Origin of the sequence: Acetivibrio sp. (assembly GCF_035371925.1) — a bacterium.
Taxonomy (GTDB): domain Bacteria; phylum Bacillota; class Clostridia; order Acetivibrionales; family Acetivibrionaceae; genus Hungateiclostridium.
In genome coordinates this window covers 1-15,797 of the sequence record NZ_DAORXT010000068.1, presented here as the reverse complement: position 1 = coordinate 15,797, position 15,797 = coordinate 1, and the positions used below count along the sequence as shown (strand labels likewise).

At 38.1% G+C, this 15,797-nt stretch carries 15 protein-coding genes; 13 read left to right on the top strand and 2 right to left on the bottom strand.

All coding sequences use genetic code 11. The features are described 5' to 3' along the window. The 9 genes from PLH43_RS09790 to PLH43_RS09750 all read left to right on the top strand — a co-directional run. The coding region (locus tag PLH43_RS09790) for a hypothetical protein (protein WP_324362571.1) at positions 1-637 on the top strand (637 nt) is incomplete at its 5' end. 267 nt (positions 638-904) lie between these two features. Next, a complete protein-coding gene (locus tag PLH43_RS09785) occupies positions 905-1,990 on the top strand; it encodes a hypothetical protein (protein ID WP_324362569.1) in 1,086 nt (361 codons plus the stop codon). Between the two features lie 318 nt (positions 1,991-2,308). Next, a complete protein-coding gene (locus tag PLH43_RS09780) occupies positions 2,309-2,440 on the top strand; it encodes a hypothetical protein (protein ID WP_324362573.1) in 132 nt (43 codons plus the stop codon). A gap of 69 nt (positions 2,441-2,509) precedes the next feature. Beyond that, complete coding sequence (locus PLH43_RS09775; RefSeq protein ID WP_324362566.1) at positions 2,510-2,938, top strand: EamA family transporter; 429 nt, start codon at positions 2,510-2,512, stop codon at positions 2,936-2,938. 566 nt (positions 2,939-3,504) lie between these two features. Further along, positions 3,505-4,794: an iron-containing alcohol dehydrogenase gene (locus PLH43_RS09770; RefSeq protein WP_324362564.1), complete on the top strand. Its 1,290-nt coding sequence runs from the start codon at positions 3,505-3,507 to the stop codon at positions 4,792-4,794. Further along, complete coding sequence (locus PLH43_RS09765; protein WP_324362562.1) at positions 4,718-6,136, top strand: aldehyde dehydrogenase family protein; 1,419 nt, start codon at positions 4,718-4,720, stop codon at positions 6,134-6,136. Before PLH43_RS09770 ends, PLH43_RS09765 begins: the two co-directional genes overlap by 77 nt. A 317-nt stretch (positions 6,137-6,453) precedes the next feature. Continuing rightward, positions 6,454-7,821 carry an ATP-binding protein gene (locus PLH43_RS09760; RefSeq protein WP_324362561.1) on the top strand — a complete coding sequence of 456 codons (1,368 nt, stop codon included), beginning with the start codon at positions 6,454-6,456 and terminating at the stop codon, positions 7,819-7,821. A gap of 21 nt (positions 7,822-7,842) precedes the next feature. Then, the gene (locus PLH43_RS09755) at positions 7,843-8,523 is read left to right on the top strand and encodes an RloB family protein (RefSeq protein ID WP_324362559.1); all 681 of its coding nucleotides are present in this window, start codon (positions 7,843-7,845) and stop codon (positions 8,521-8,523) included. 194 nt (positions 8,524-8,717) lie between these two features. Further along, complete coding sequence (locus PLH43_RS09750; protein ID WP_324362557.1) at positions 8,718-9,584, top strand: M15 family metallopeptidase; 867 nt, start codon at positions 8,718-8,720, stop codon at positions 9,582-9,584. Positions 9,585-9,617: 33 nt separating this feature from the next. Here the strand turns inward: PLH43_RS09750 and PLH43_RS09745 are convergent, their stop codons facing one another. Then, positions 9,618-10,847: a class I SAM-dependent rRNA methyltransferase gene (locus PLH43_RS09745; protein WP_324362555.1), complete on the bottom strand. Its 1,230-nt coding sequence runs from the start codon at positions 10,845-10,847 to the stop codon at positions 9,618-9,620. Positions 10,848-11,567: 720 nt separating this feature from the next. Between PLH43_RS09745 and PLH43_RS09740 the strand changes: the two genes are divergently transcribed. The 3 genes from PLH43_RS09740 to PLH43_RS09730 are packed head-to-tail and all read left to right on the top strand — an operon-like array spanning position 11,568 to position 14,445. Beyond that, positions 11,568-12,521: a DNA adenine methylase gene (locus tag PLH43_RS09740; RefSeq protein ID WP_324362553.1), complete on the top strand. Its 954-nt coding sequence runs from the start codon at positions 11,568-11,570 to the stop codon at positions 12,519-12,521. Continuing rightward, a complete protein-coding gene (locus PLH43_RS09735; RefSeq protein ID WP_324362551.1) occupies positions 12,518-13,450 on the top strand; it encodes a type II restriction endonuclease in 933 nt (310 codons plus the stop codon). Before PLH43_RS09740 ends, PLH43_RS09735 begins: the two co-directional genes overlap by 4 nt. A gap of 5 nt (positions 13,451-13,455) precedes the next feature. Further along, complete coding sequence (locus PLH43_RS09730; protein ID WP_324362549.1) at positions 13,456-14,445, top strand: DNA methyltransferase; 990 nt, start codon at positions 13,456-13,458, stop codon at positions 14,443-14,445. A gap of 162 nt (positions 14,446-14,607) precedes the next feature. Here the strand turns inward: PLH43_RS09730 and PLH43_RS09725 are convergent, their stop codons facing one another. Continuing rightward, the gene (locus PLH43_RS09725; protein WP_324362548.1) at positions 14,608-15,321 is read right to left on the bottom strand and encodes a leucine-rich repeat domain-containing protein; all 714 of its coding nucleotides are present in this window, start codon (positions 15,319-15,321) and stop codon (positions 14,608-14,610) included. Between PLH43_RS09725 and PLH43_RS09720 the strand changes: the two genes are divergently transcribed. Further along, a complete protein-coding gene (locus tag PLH43_RS09720) occupies positions 15,321-15,572 on the top strand; it encodes a hypothetical protein (RefSeq protein WP_324362547.1) in 252 nt (83 codons plus the stop codon). The two genes, PLH43_RS09725 and PLH43_RS09720, sit on opposite strands and share 1 nt — an antisense overlap. The last annotated feature ends 225 nt before the right edge of the window (positions 15,573-15,797 follow it).

The window sequence follows — 15,797 nt, the reverse complement described above, 5'->3', positions numbered from 1 at the left end:
GGAGGATAAAAATATGATTGATTTGGATAATATGATGTCTATTCCAACAAGCGATTTTGAGAAGGCATCAAAAGAACTCGATAAAAATGATATTTCGCAGTTGGTAGAATGGTTGTCGTTAAAAGACGACAGCATTCGTTACCGGGCATTTCTCCTATTACAGAACAGAACGGTATTTTCTAATGATGTCTATCCGTTTTGGGATACTTTTCGTGAAAAGCTCAGCAGTAGCAATTCCTATCAGCGAAGCATCGGGCTTATGCTTATAGCGGAAAATGCCAGGTGGGACATAGAAAACCGAATGGAGGAGACTATTGACGAGTATCTCGCACTCCTTGAGGACGAAAAGCCCATCACTATACGCCAGTGTATTCAATCGCTTGGGAAAATTGCTTCGGCAAAGCCGGAACTGAATGAAAAAATAGCCTCAGGATTAATTTCCCTTGATATCATGGCTGTTAAAGAAACTATGAGAAAATCAATACTGATTGATATTCTGAACGTTTTACTAAATATTCGGGAAAAACATAAAACGGATGAAATAGAAAGCTTTGTCTTAAATGTGCTTTCCGGTGAGATATTGGATAAAAAAACAAAGAATCAAGTCCTGAAAGCATGGAAAATGATTGAGTTTTAGTATATTGCACTATTAAATATTCAAAGGCAATAGAAAATCCAAGATATGAATCATTAATGCCGTAGAAATAGTATCGCTGTAAGTTTTCCATTATTGGCGGAATGAAATTGAAATACAAAGGTATGGGTAGATTTAGGGATATGAGTAAACCATAGATTTCTAAAAATAAGGTTGGAGTTTATAAAAAAAAGGTCGATAGATGTCGATATATATTAGTGCACGCATAATATTAGCGGTAATACTATCAACTAAAAAGGAGAGGATTAAATGAGAAAACGTTTTTCATCGACCGTAGTAGCCGTAGTATTTTTGCTTGTACTTACTACAACAGCCTTTGCAGCTACAACCGAAACATTTTATGGAGGGTACAGCGATTCGAACAACAAAGGAAGCATTGTAATTGAGTTGACAAACATCTCTTCAAAGAAAAATGAGATATTAAGCGAAACAGAAGCAGAAGTATATTTTGATTTTCCTGTTGAGTCTCTTAACATGGTAGTGGATTATGATTATGATGAAGATGAAGAGATAACCGTCAAAGATATTCTGGCATATTACAATGACAATGGCGGCGTTCCTACATACTATGCAGAGACCGGACCGGTAATCATTACTGCAAAAACTGCAATGAGAACTTTTTATTTTACCTATAAGGGAGATATCCCAACAACCTTTGACCCCAAATACTATTCCTATGATGAATATGTTTATAATTTTGACAATAAACAGACCTATAGCGAGCCACCGGAAGATTGGTTGATTGCTGACGGTACTACTGCTACCTTAAGCAAACCGGGTAAATACTTTTTTATTCTTGTAGATGATGGACTTATTTCTTCGAGTTTTCCGGGTGTTTTTTGCGTACACATAGGTGATATACCGGTTGACACCCCGGCTGAGGCTCCGGTTCCTAAAGATTCAACTCCGGTAAATGTCAACCCGACAACTTCCAAGGTATTGGTAAACGGCAAAGTTGTTGAATTTGAGGCCTATAACATCAATGGCTACAACTACTTCAAGCTAAGAGATATTGCACAGGCCGTAAACAATACGGAAAAGAATTTTGAAGTTACTTGGGACGGAGCAAACAACGCAATCAACCTGATCTCAAACAAACCTTACACCCCGGCAGGCGGCGAGCTGGCAAAGGGTGACGGTAAAGCAAAAGTTGCAATCCCTACCACGTCAAAGATTTATAAAGACGGCAAAGAAATATTCCTGACGGCTTATAACATCAACGGAAACAACTATTTCAAGTTAAGAGATGTAGCCAAAGCCTTTGATATTGGCATAACTTGGGACGGTACGACTAGTACAATCGGTGTAGACACAAGCATAAGCTATGTAGAATAATAGAAGCGGAATAATAAAGCCATTACTTCCTTGTAACTATGGGAAGTAATGGCTTTAATGTTTTTATGGCCTTTTTATTCCGGACATGCGATAATTATTACTGATTTATAAGTATCTTATTTTTTCTTGGTGCCATTCGTTTTTTTATAGGTAGCCTAATTGATTATTGAAGGTCTAAAAGATAAATTTAAAGAGATATTAGAGACGCAGCTTATACATATCTGAGACTTTGAGTGCAAAGGGCTTTTTACGGCTATTTGTATTCAAGTTGGCTTATATAGCTGGTATAATTATTTGTGCATATAGGGCTCAGTAGAAATAAATGAGGAACCACGCAAGGCAGTGGCACGTGAAGTAAAGGAAGAAACGAACTGTATTGCCATTCCCGGAAGAATTCTAATTGTTCCTTTAATAAAGGCTTTATATGGTTTTGATGATAAAACCAAATAATGGAAATAAATGCTTTTATATGGGGATAGTGCGTTTTAAAGTTTTTATCATACAAGGAGGAATATAAAAATGTTTAATTATATCTGGCCGATTGCACTGGTCGTATTATCAAACACGATATATCAAATTTGTGCAAAATCCGTACCAAATAACATGAATCCGTTTGCTTCTTTGACTATAACCTACTCTGTAGGAGCAGTAATGTCCTTGATTTTGTTTTTTGCAATGAACAAGGGGACAAGTATAATCAGGGAATTCGGTAAAATAAACTGGGCACCGTTTGCGTTTGGAGCTGTATTGGTGGGGCTTGAAGTTGGCTGGATTTATGCCTATAGAGCCGGATGGCAAGTAAGTACAGCCCAGATTGTACATAGTGCTTTTCTTGCAGTTGCATTGATCTTTGTTGGAACTTTACTATACAAAGAAGTATTGACTTGGAATAAAATTGTTGGTGTTGTAATATGCCTAATCGGACTAGTGTTTATTAATTATAAATAATTATTAATAAAGGTAAAGAGTATTGCTTTGACGATTTGCATTTGCATGATCGTTGCCTCCTTCTTATCGGCAGCTTTTATATTAACCCATGCAGACCGCCTGCATGATCATAAAGGACCTAATGGAACTTGTGCCATATGTATTGGAGTTGCTTCAAATTCGCAATGTTCCAAATGGACCGAGAGATTTATGTTAAATAAAATAGGTTGATTGCTGCTATATGAATTTTTTGGCAATAGCTCTTATGCGTTGAAAAAAACAGACAAATGATTTACAATATATTTTGAACTTTAGATCCAGATACATGAGAACACTGCAGGATTTAAAACAGGTTTTTTAGAATAAAAAGTATTCAAATTGGAAATGGCAAGATGAATCAATCACTTCAAGCAAAACTTTTGTAAGGAGATGGAAAGAGAGCTTTAATTAATTCGAATTTACATTTATCTATAACCTCTTGAGTAGATAGCTGATAAAAAAGAATTAATCTTTTAGTTCGTAGTTTTCCAAAGATATAACAAACTCCAACGGATGTCTTTATAGGTTTATAGTTTGAGGTGACAAAAATGTCTTTTTATTTGCTCAGAAAAATAATCCGCAAATTGCCGGGAATTTTAATCAAACCGGTTCCAAAGCCTGAGCCTGTTGTGACTGAGGGCTATGGTTCAAGAGAAAAAATCGGTGAGATTTGTGAGGAAGCAGGATTCAAATCGGTGCTTCTTATAACCGACAAAACAGTTTATTCTTTTGGTTATCACGAAAAAATTCTAAACTCGTTGAAAGCAAACAGCATCAAATGCACTGTATTTAATAATATTGCATCTGAACCTACAATTGACATAATCAGAGAAGGGAGAACTGTTGCTATAAACTGCGGCGCCGATTGCATTATAGCTCTCGGAGGAGGTTCCGTACTGGATTCCTGCAAGATAATAGCCGCCGGTGTAAAAATGCCGAGGCACAATATTAAAAGTCTCCTGCGCAAATTCATCTATGTCAGGGGAAAAACTTTACCTGTTATCTCTGTACCGAGTACGGCCGGAACAGGTGCTGAAATTACTGTTGCGGCCATGGTTAAGAATGAAAAAGGGATAAAAAGCTCCACAGTTGTTGTTGGGCTCAATGTCTCTCATGTTGTGCTTGACAGCGAGCTGACAACCGGTGCGCCTGAAAACATTACGGTATGCTGTGGAATTGATGCTCTAAGCCACGGTATAGAAGGGTGTCTTGCAGACATAAAGACAAGGGATGAAGATATTCAAAAAAGCCGCGAATGTGTAAAGCTTGTATTCCGAAATCTACCGTCTCTTATTTCAAATCCGCACAATATTGATGCAAGGCAGAATATGTGTCTTGCCGCCTATTACGGCGGAAATGCCATCAACAAGCAGCTTGCCGGATATGTCCATGCCTTTGCACATTCAATCGGGGCCTTGTATGACATTCCTCACGGAAAAGCAATTGCGCTGTGCCTTATACCGGTTGTTTCATTTCAAAAAGAAATTTGCATGGATAAGCTTGCAAGGCTGTCAGTTTATTGCGGATTTTCCAAAGAAACCGATGACAAAGCTGCTGCGGCGGACAGATTTATTGCCGCTCTGGAAGAACTGCTTAAGACCTGCGGCTTTGAAAAAGGTTGTGATTTGATTGACGAGAAAGACTATAAAAAACTTATTAAGATGATAAATGCCGATTCCATTAATTATTCGCCTTCAAAAATTTTCAGCGACAAGGAAATTGTTCGTTTGCTCGACGAGATTAGAAAGGGGATAGGGTATCATGACTTATACACAAGAGAAAATACAGGAAATAGTGGCGAATCAAAGGAGGTTTTTTCGCTCCGGGGTCACTCTTGACGTTAAATGGAGGCTGCATCAGCTAAAAAAATTGAAGGCTGCAGTAATTGCCCATGAGGAAGAGCTTGAAAAGGCGTTGTACGAAGATTTGGGGCGCAGCAAAACAGAGGCATATTTGTGCGATATTGGGCCTGTAATAGTGGAAATAAACGAAACCATACGGGGACTGAAAAAATGGGCAAGGCCGGAAAAGCATTTCAGCGGCCTTATGTGTTTTCCAAGCACGCGTACCACGGTATACAAGCTTCCATACGGTGTTTCGCTGATTATCAGTCCGTTTAATTTTCCGATTCTTCTGACACTAGGGGTATTGACGGCATGTATTGCAGGAGGCAATACCGCAGTGATTAAGACAAGCTCAAAATCGGCGGCCTGCACCAAAGCTTTGCAGAAACTGATTGCAGAAACTTTTCCCGAAAACTATATCACGGTTATAGACGGCGGTCATGATGTGGCTGATATGTGCCTTGCACAGCGGTTTGATAAAATATTCTACACTGGCTCACCGGAAGTCGGCAAGCATGTGCTTACACAAGCGGCGAAAAACCTTACATCGGTTGCGCTTGAGCTTGGCGGTGAAAACGGCAACTGGTGTATTGTCAGAAAAGACGCAGATATAAAGGATGCTGCACGCAAAATTGCATTTTTCAAGCTTTGCAATGCAGGTCAGATTTGCATTAATATCAATCAGGTTGCGGTGGCTGATGAGATAGCGGATTCCTTTATAGAGGCGTTAAAGAAGGAATTTATCAGACAAATCGGTGAAAAGCCCGAGGAAAATGAAGAGTATCCGAAGCTAATTAATGATGCGGCATATGACAAATGCCGGAAAACGGCTGAAGAATATAAAGATAGAATTATTTTCGGTGGAAAAGGCAACAAAGAAACAAGACGTTTTGCTCCGACAATGATTTATCCGGTCAAAGTAGACGAGGACATAGTAAGACATGAGCTTTTCTGCCCTCTTCTGCCGATTGTGCCCTTCAAGGATGAAGAAGTCGACAAGCTCATGGAGACCATTGCTGACAGAGAACATTCTCTTGCTATGTATGTTTTCACCAAAGATATGAAGTGGGCAAATAAGGTTATGTCAACTCAGCAGTACGGCGGAGGATGTATTAATGAAGTTTGCATTCATATGATGGTAAAGGGTGTACCGTTCAATGGGGTAGGACATTCGGGAATGGGCGCATACCATGGAGAGTGGGGCTTTAGGGAGTTTACACACCCGACCACTGTTTTGAAAGGTAAAACACGTTTTAATTTACCATTGCGAGAACATCCGTATACCGGAAAGCATGAAAAAGTAAAGATGTTTCTGCTGAAAATATTTGAAAGATAAGAAGATTTGGACGATTTAATAAACTGATATTTTGCATTATATAATGAAGTGAAAAAATGACATAAAAACATAAGCCCGTTAGGGCTTTTTTGTTTTGCAATACTGGAAGTAACATACGGTATTGTACATTGAAGCACAAAGTGCCGCCGATATTCCGTAGGCACAGCTGTGTTCAAATTTTATTACTTCATCTGCGATTTTATCAATTTCCTCAAAAGAATCAATTAATCAAGAGGAATATAGGGAAGTGTTTTGCATATTTTCCTATACAATGTGAATAATATGATATAAGAATTTTTAAAATGGTGGTGCGATTTATGAGAAAATTTCGCGAAAATGTTGCGAGTAGTGCGAAAAAGTGTTATTATTTAATAAATGAGGGGGTGGATTTCATGTTGATTGAGTATAGGGTCAAAAATTTTATGTCATTTAAGAATGAAATTGTTTTGTCAATGGTAGCTGATAACAATCGAGAGTTATCGGATACTAATCTGTTTCAACATGAAAGTATGACGCTGTTAAAAAGTGCTGCAATTTTTGGTTCTAATGCTAGTGGAAAATCAAATTTAATTGAATCGTTTAGTTTTCTTAATAACATTTTTTCCTCATATGCTGATACTCATAAAATGATAGCTAATTTACCATACTTTAAACTTGACACAGAAAGTCAGAATAAGCCTGCATTTTTTGAAATATCGTTTTTTCTGAATGGTAAACGTCATCGCTATGGTATTGAGATAGATAACAAGGGTATTTATTCGGAATGGTTGTACTTTGTGCCAAAGAGGCAAGAGGCATGTTATTTTGAAAGGAAAAGGAATGAAATTGTCCGTACAGGAACATATTTTGAGGATAAAAAGGCATTGGATTATATAAAACCTGATGTCGCAAGGCCATTTTTATTTACATTGGCCCAAGATTCGATTAAAGAATTTGATTGGGCAAAAGAAATTGTTAATTATTTAAAATTTTATATACGACCAAGCAATCTACCGGAGATGTTTTTTAAAAGTATGATAGAAGAGGAGATTTTAAAGGGTTCGGAGAGTAAGATTCTTTCCAAAGAAGAGGTTTTGTCTTTCTTGAAAGATGCTGATATTGGTATCGCAGGTATTTCTGTAATCAAAAAGAAGACTGATGAGGATGAATTTCTTCGCCAATTTATTGAGTTTATAAAGCAAAAGGGTCAAAGTGTTGAAGCTGCTGAGTCTAACGAGTTGGAAACATATATGCATCATTTTAAATATGATGAGCAGTATAACATTGTTGGTGAAGAAAGATTTCCACTGGATGTGGAATCGAGAGGAACTGCGAAGCTATACGCCTTACTGTTCCCGGTCTTATTTGTGCTAAAGAATGGAGGCATTCTTCTTGTAGATGAGATTGAAAGTTCCTTACATCCGCTATTGTGTGAGAGAATAATACGACTTTTTAATGATTCTAAGACTAACCCACATAATGCACAGTTGATTTTTACTACCCATAATACACTTTTAATGAATCCTAAGTTACTTCGGAGAGACCAGATATATTTTATTGAAAAGAATGAATATGGAGAAAGCACCATGTACAGTTTATATGACATCGATTTGGATATTAGAAGTAATTTTAATTATTTGAATAATTATTTAGCCGGTCGCTTTGGTGCCATCCCATATCTTGGGGAGTTTAACTTGAACATATAAAAGTGGACAGGGGGTTATATTGTGGGGAAGAAGCGAGATACATCCAGTTATAAAAGACAAAAGAAATATATACGCCCTAGCCCGTTTTTCCTCATTGTTTGCGAAGGAGAAGTTACGGAGGCGGATTATTTTAAGGCGTTTCCCTATTATAGCAAATTAGGTGCGGCTTCGGACAGAGGATATTACTATAGTTACGGTGCTGTATATATTGTCCCGGGAGCCGGGCAACATGAAAACGTAGTTACAAAGGCTAACAAGGTATGGGTTAAATTGAATAAGAAATATGGGACGATCTCACCCGACGAAGTTTGGTGTGTTTTTGACTGTGATGGAGATCCTGAGGGCCTTAATCGTGCGGTACAAGCGGCAAGGGCGAAGAAGTTTAATGCGATTTATTCTGTGCAGTGTTTTGAATTGTGGTTTTTGCTGCATTTTCAAATGGTAACTGGAACTATAAGTAAAACAGAGTATGACAAAAGAATAAGTGAATATTTAGGTATCTGTTATACACATGGAACAAAAGGAATGTATTCTCGCTTGAAAGAACGACAAAATTTTGCTATTCAAGCAGCAAGAAAGCTGTGGGCTCAAAAGGTGCAAATGGGGGAACCTCAAGGCGATCCTATAACTAATGTTTTTTTATTGGTTGAAGCATTAAATAATGCCTATGAAGGTTTGAGAAACAGACAATCAAACACTTGAAAATCAATCAGTTCATTGATGTCAAACTTTCAAGTATCTCAGAATAAGGCTTGCTACAATTACTCATACGGTGGGAATATAGAAATCAAAAGCCCTTGGTGCGACATGCTGCTTTGGTAGCGTACCGGAATTTTATACAGCCATCGGTTTTGAAACAATATGCCACCGCGAAATGTGGAAAAAGGAGTGGTAATGTGCCAGCATCAAGAAGAGCAAGTTATGAAAAAGGTAAAAATAATAACTTGCCAAATATAAAATTTTTCATAGTTATTCTCGCCGTATTGATTCTATTTACATCATGCGTTTCAGATGGGAAACCGGCAACTACATCCAACATGGTAGTGACATTGAGTCCGGTATCTTCATCTGCCACGCCATCTAAAGCTTTAGCGGTAACGGAGCCGTCAACGGTTATTGAGCCCACTATTGCGCCTGATTCAAATCAATATTCACTTCCTGACGGATTTGTATATGTAACTGATGTGATCCCAACTGCGCAGCTTGAAATCCGGTATTTTAGCAATGATAATTTTACAGGAACGGTGATTGACGGGTATGAAGCGCCGAAGGCCATACTTACCGAGGAAGCGGCTTATGCACTTAAAATAGCGGCAGATGCATTATATGAGCAAGGATATTACATAAAAATTTTTGATGCTTATCGCCCGCAAAGGGCCGTTAACCATTTTGTGCGATGGGCACAGGACTTGGATGATGCAAAAATGAAGGAAAAATATTATCCTGAATTGGACAAGTCTGTTTTATTTAAATTGGGTTATATTGCAGAAAAATCCGGCCATTCTAGGGGAAGTACGGTTGACCTGACATTGGCCCATATATCTACAGGCGAAGAACTGGATATGGGGAGCGGTTTTGATTTCTTTGGTGAAATTTCCAACCATGGAACCCATTTAATTACTCCCGAGCAGGAGAAAAACCGGAACATTTTGCGGGATGCCATGGTAGCTGCCGGGTTTGAAGCCTACACCAAGGAATGGTGGCATTACAAGTTAAAGAATGAACCTTATCCGGATACATATTTTGATTTTCCGGTTAATTAAAAGTTTGACTCTACCTGTTTTCTGAAATACTGGTCATACAACCTGGAAAATATAAAACTTAAGGTAGTCCGTCTCCGGAACATTCCACAGGATGGGATGGTCCGGTGCCTGCTGGCGAGCCTCAATCTGCCTGAGGGATACGGAAGCATCCTTTGCAGCACTTGCCAGCACTTCACGGAACAAGTCATCCGTCATGAAGTGACTGCAACTGCAAGTTGCCAGATATCCGCCACGGGGCAGTAGTTTCATAGCCTTCAAGTTAATTTCTTTATATCCGCGGGCAGCAGACTTCACCGTTTTGCGGGATTTGGTGAAGGCCGGCGGGTCAAGGATGATATAGTCATAGTCCTGGCGTTTCTGCTCTGCCAGTTTTGTCAGCAAATCAAACACATCCTCGCACAGAAAATCCATTTTTCCGTCCAGTCCGTTGCGTACGGCATTTGCTTTTGCCATGTCAATGGCCGATTGGGAGACATCTACGCAGGTCACATGCTCTGCTCCACCTAAAGCTGCATTAAGGCCGAAGGAACCGGTATGGGTAAAACAGTCCAGTACCCGTTTGCCCGTGGCAATCCGGGCCACAGCAGCGCGGTTATACTTTTGATCAAGGAAAAAGCCGGTTTTTTGCCCGTTTTCCACATCTACCAGATATCTCACGCCATTTTCGCATATTTCCGTAATCGCGGATTTAGGCACAGGTATGCCATCGGACCGGTACCAGCCCTTATACTCAGGCAGCATTTCCCGTGTGCGAAGAGCAATGTCATTGCGTTCGAAAATACCGGTAATAGTTTCACCCATTTCAGCAAGTACATCCCAGAGGGCATGGTAAACCATATCCTTGACAAGTTCCATGCCGAGGCAGGTGATTTGCACGGACAAAATGCTGCCGTAGCGGTCCACTGTCAGCCCCGGCATTTGGTCAGCCTCACCGTGAATCAGACGGCAACAGTCGAAATCTGCACCGGGCATGACGGTTTTGCGGTAACGAACGGCATATTCCACACGGCGGCGCCAAAAGCGAGCATCAAATACGTCGTTGGCATTGCGAGAAATAAGCCGAACGGTAATTTTGCTGGCACTATTGTAAAAGCCAGTACCCATAAAGGCGTTTCCCGCAAACACATCTACCAGACCGCCGCTTTGGAGCTCACCCTCTGTATTTACAATCTCTTCTCCGTAAATCCATGGATGTCCATTTTTGACACTGCGTTCCGCCTTGGAGGATATCATGACTTTGGGATACTGCCTTTTTTGCTTCATTTATGTCACCTTTCGAAACAGATTTTTTTATGCACTTGATTGTAACACATTTCTTTTTTGCCTTCAACTTTATTGTTTGCGTCTTTTTGTAAAGCATGCATAAGGAAATGGAGATTGCAATGAACAAGAAGGAAAGTACCTCAAATACTTGACATAAAGACGAAGATTGAAGCAAACAACAGCGACCCGAGAGAGGAAGAGATTTTATTGAATATTTACATTTGCTTTTCCAGCGACGGACATAAATGTGACGGAACAAGTGCAGAAGAAGGCTACCAATATACTCTCAGTGATAATGGAGGCAGTTTATGAAAAGATTCATTGCGGTTTAATGATAATATCTGTTGATAATATAGCATAGTGTGAAAAAGTAAAAAGACAAAACTAAATTTTGCTATATGAATTTGGAGCGAAATGTTAAGTTATTCTACACTTTGTAATCTAAAAGTATTGTAATAAATTTGAAGTATTTGGCAGATTTATGTATTGATTTTATTATGTTTTTGGAATAAAGTATTATTTAGTTGGATTAGTTTTCTCAATTGGGGTATGGAAAATTATCGCATATTATATTGTGACTTGTTATGGCTAAAGAAGCGATAGTCGTGGCAGAATACCATGTATAGATAGACACGGATTATTACAGGTTATATTGACGGATGATTAGAAACTTGAAGATACATCGGGATAAAAAACGAAAATACGAAGGGAGATAACGAATTGGGAGTTGCAATTAGTATTATTAATATTGATTCTACTGTATGTGCAAAACCTTTTGTAAAGTGGGCAGGAGGAAAAGGACAGTTGCTCGACACTTTTAAACAGTATTATCCTTCTTCGCTTATTAAAGGTTGTATAAGACGTTATATAGAGCCTTTTGTAGGAGGAGGCGCAGTTTTATTTGAAACTTTGCAGAAATATAAAGTTGAAGAAGCTTTTATATTTGATATAAATGAGGATTTAATTAACACCTATGCAGCGATTAAAAATGATGTAGATACCTTGGTGGAATATCTTTCGGGTTTAGAGTCTAAATATTTAAATTTAGATGAAGAATCTCGAAAAGGCATGTATTATGAGATAAGAAATGCATACAATTCACGAACTTTAAAGAGCGGTCAGCCAGACATTGAAAGGGCTACACAGTTTATTTTTCTAAATCGTACTTGCTTTAACGGACTTTACCGAGTTAATCGTGCAGGCCATTTCAATGTACCGTCCGGGGATTATAAAAATCCGACTATTTGTGATGAGGATAACTTGTATGCTGCAAGCTTTTTGCTTCAAAGGGTGCATATATTTGCCGGAGATTATAGAGAGTGTGCCGGATATGTTAATAAGGATAGTTTTGTTTATTTTGATCCCCCGTATCGGCCACTTAATGTTACATCTAGTTTTACATCTTATAGTAAATTTGATTTTACAGATGAAGCTCAGATACAACTGGCGAATTTCTTTTCAGAAATGAATGATACAGGTGCTTTACTTATGCTAAGTAACTCTGATCCTAAAAATGAAGACCCGAATGATAATTTTTTTGATGAGCTGTATAAAAATTTTTTCATTCACAGAATAAAGGCTAAAAGGGCAATTAATTCAAACGGCAGTCGAAGGGGATTGATTAGTGAACTTCTTGTTACAAATTATGAAGTAAATACAGGGGGCATGGCATGAAATATTCGGATATATTCAAAAGCCGGCTTGGCTGCAATAATGCAGATGAAGTTTTTGAATACTTGCTACAGCATATGAAGGAGACCATTAAGGGTTGGGACTTTTTTGTTGCTTGGGAAAAAGTAATGAACAAGGTAGGAAGCGTCGAAGTTGTATTAAATATTTTGAACTACCTTGTCGGCAAGGAAAACATAGTGGAAGAATTTAAAATGTTAATAGGAAGATATCCCGAAATAGCAGAAATTCTTCCCATTTTACTGGCTTTAAGAGAGAAAAGTATTAAAGTGCTTGACCCGCTTGAAGATAATGTTTTTAATTACAAAGAATATGTGTTTCGGAAAAAGAAGAAATATAGTCCTGATGAAATAGAAATGCTGGCTGAGTTCGCTAAAAAAACCGGTCTTCTTTCGATGTTTGAGAAGAAAAACATAAAAAGTGTTGTTGATTATGTAATTGGCGTTGAAGTAGGTCTTGACACCAATGCAAGGAAAAACCGTAGCGGTACGGCTATGGAGATGATAACAGAGCTGTTTATTAAAAAAATTTGCTCCACAAATAATTACCGATATCTGCCCCAAGCTACCTCGCACAAGATTAAAGCATCTTTCGAATATGATGTTTCTGTAGACAAATCGGAGCGTTCATTTGATTTTGCAATAGACAATGGCCAAAAACTATATCTCGTTGAAACAAATTATTATGGCGGTGGCGGTTCGAAACTAAAGTCAGTAGCTGGAGAATTTTCTACACTGTTTAACTTTATCAAGAATGAGACACCTGAGCACGGATTTATTTGGATTACAGACGGTAAAGGTTGGGAAACTGCTCAGAAGCCTCTAAGGGAGTCTTTTGATAAGGTGGATTATATATTAAATCTTGATATGGTCCAAAAAGGTATTCTTGAGGACATCATATCACAAGGGTTGTGAAAATTATGGGAAGAAAAGTTAAGTGTTTGTATTGTGGAGAAGAGCATACCAGAACACAGTATCCTGAACATCTTGAAAAAAGGCATAAAGATGGATATTTGAGGCTTGTTGAGAATATAAAAAACGATATTCTGAATGACTTAAATATAAAAGATACGGCAACGAACAATGATGTAACTCAAGCGTTTGTCAAAAAGGTCGCAAAAGAGGCAAGGATATATTTCGAAGAGAACGCAAAAGGTTATTTTGTCGGTAAGCCGAATATTAGAACGTGGGAACCTGAGAATTTCAATCTTGAGACATCCACTGTATGGAGCTTTCCTGACAGGGGTGACTGGGCTACGCACAGCGGAAAATACAGGGGCAATTGGTCACCTTTTATTCCGAGGAATGTTATTATGCGATATTCCAAAGAAGGGGAAACTGTGCTCGATCAATTTGTGGGAAGCGGGACAACGCTTGTTGAAGCAAAGCTTTTGAAAAGAAAAGGTATAGGTGTTGATATAAACCCTGAGGCAGTAAATTTGACTTCGCGTAATATAAATTTTGAAAAAGAGGATTGCGGAGAGGCAGAGGTACATGTTGGAGATGCCCGGCACCTTGGATTTATTGACGATGAAAGCATAGATCTTATATGCACCCATCCGCCTTATAGCAATATCATTAAGTATAGCGAAGACATACAAGGGGATCTTTCCCATTATGATATCAATGACTTTTTAGTTGAAATGGAAAAAGTGGCAAAAGAGAGCTACAGGGTGCTGAAAAAAGGTAGATTTTGTGCAATTCTTATGGGCGATACTCGGAGAAAAGGTCACATGATTCCTATTGGTTTCAATGTAATGCAGACGTTTTTACGAGCAGGTTTTAAGTTAAAAGAAATTGTGATAAAGGAACAGCATAATTGCAGTTCAACCGGTTACTGGAGGAACCAGAGTATAAAGTATAATTTTTTATTAATAGCACATGAGTATTTATTTATATTCAGGAAATGAGTTTTAAACGAAAAAGGGGTCTGTTTTTCACTTATGAGGGAGGCGGGCTTATAAATGCTTTAGATGAAAAATTCGAATATTTTTCTGAGTTTCGTAAATTTCGGGAAAGCACGATTTGGATAATACAGCATTGAAGAGAGCTTCTGCTTTCTATGTTGACTTTTAATATTTCACCCTTACATCCAGTTGCTCCAACTTCTTTATTGTATTATCTTTTTCAATTTTAATCGGATTTCCAGCTATATTGATATCATAATCCAAACCTTTGTACTTAAAATTGAATGCACCGTTCTCCGCAAGCTTTACCAATGCAGAAATATCCTCAATTTGGTTATTTTCTAAATTAATGTTGTTTATCCGTGTCAGTCCGTTAAGAAAAGAGATATCCTTGATTTTATTGTTTTCTAATCGAAGAGATTCAATATTTGTTAAGTTTTGGAGAGGAGAGATGTCTTTAATTTTATTATCATATAAATATACTGTTTCCAACGAAAGCAACTGTGAGACAGGCGTTATTTCAGTAAGCCTGTTGCTGCCTGCATATAAACTTGTCAGGTTTTTCATATTTTCAATGCCCTCAAGACTTGATATATTATTTTCATCCGTTGTAAGTGTTTTTATATTTTCTAATTTATGCAAAGGTTTTAGACTATCCACCCGGTTACAGTGAATATAAAGCCTTTTTAAGCTGGTGCAGTTGGAAAGCGGCGATAAATCCTTAATATTATTGTAACCTAAAAATAAATCCTGTAATTTTTCAAGGTTGGACAGAGGCTGCAGATCCACGATATCATTATTTGTAACATCAAGTACCTCAAGGTTAATTGCATATTGAAGCCCTTCAATACTCTTGATTTTGGACGAAGGTGCTTCCAATGTCGTTAGACTTTCCAGATGACTTTGCGTTAATTCTACATCTTCACTTAAATTTGATTGAACGGAGGAAAAAGGGTTTTGATATTCAAACATATCGCGAAATTATTGCATTTATTGAAGGTAAAAGATTGGACGAAATTGCAAAGGCAAGGGAAGAGGGCAAAAGGCCATATCAAAAGGTATTGCTGGCATTTGGTGCGGGAGTTGTTACACTGGTGCTCTCACTTATATTTATGTATTTGCTAAAGTAATTTTTTTGACAAGTTTATACCGGCATTATATTGCGGGACTATGGCTTGCGCTTTTGCATATTTGTACAAACCGCAGAGTTTGAAGTTTATCCGTAGGCTACTTTCTGCGGTGTTTTTATGCCTTTTTTCGATTATTTTACACACTTAACGATATATCAATAACGGAGGGATTGTATAATGATACCAGAAATTAAGACAGACAAAACGGCCAAAATAAGTTAGAAT

Excerpts from the sequence above, each read along its gene's own strand:
- PLH43_RS09785 (WP_324362569.1), top strand. The coding sequence starts at position 905 with ATGAGAAAACGTTTTTCATCGACCGTAGTAGCCGTAGTATTTTTGCTT.
- PLH43_RS09775 (WP_324362566.1), top strand. The coding sequence starts at position 2,510 with ATGTTTAATTATATCTGGCCGATTGCACTGGTCGTATTATCAAACACG.
- PLH43_RS09770 (WP_324362564.1), top strand. The coding sequence starts at position 3,505 with ATGTCTTTTTATTTGCTCAGAAAAATAATCCGCAAATTGCCGGGAATT.
- PLH43_RS09765 (WP_324362562.1), top strand. The coding sequence starts at position 4,718 with ATGACTTATACACAAGAGAAAATACAGGAAATAGTGGCGAATCAAAGG.
- PLH43_RS09760 (WP_324362561.1), top strand. The coding sequence starts at position 6,454 with ATGAGAAAATTTCGCGAAAATGTTGCGAGTAGTGCGAAAAAGTGTTAT.
- PLH43_RS09745 (WP_324362555.1), bottom strand. The coding sequence starts at position 10,847 with ATGAAGCAAAAAAGGCAGTATCCCAAAGTCATGATATCCTCCAAGGCG.
- PLH43_RS09735 (WP_324362551.1), top strand. The coding sequence starts at position 12,518 with ATGAAATATTCGGATATATTCAAAAGCCGGCTTGGCTGCAATAATGCA.
- PLH43_RS09730 (WP_324362549.1), top strand. The coding sequence starts at position 13,456 with ATGGGAAGAAAAGTTAAGTGTTTGTATTGTGGAGAAGAGCATACCAGA.
- PLH43_RS09720 (WP_324362547.1), top strand. The coding sequence starts at position 15,321 with ATGTCGTTAGACTTTCCAGATGACTTTGCGTTAATTCTACATCTTCAC.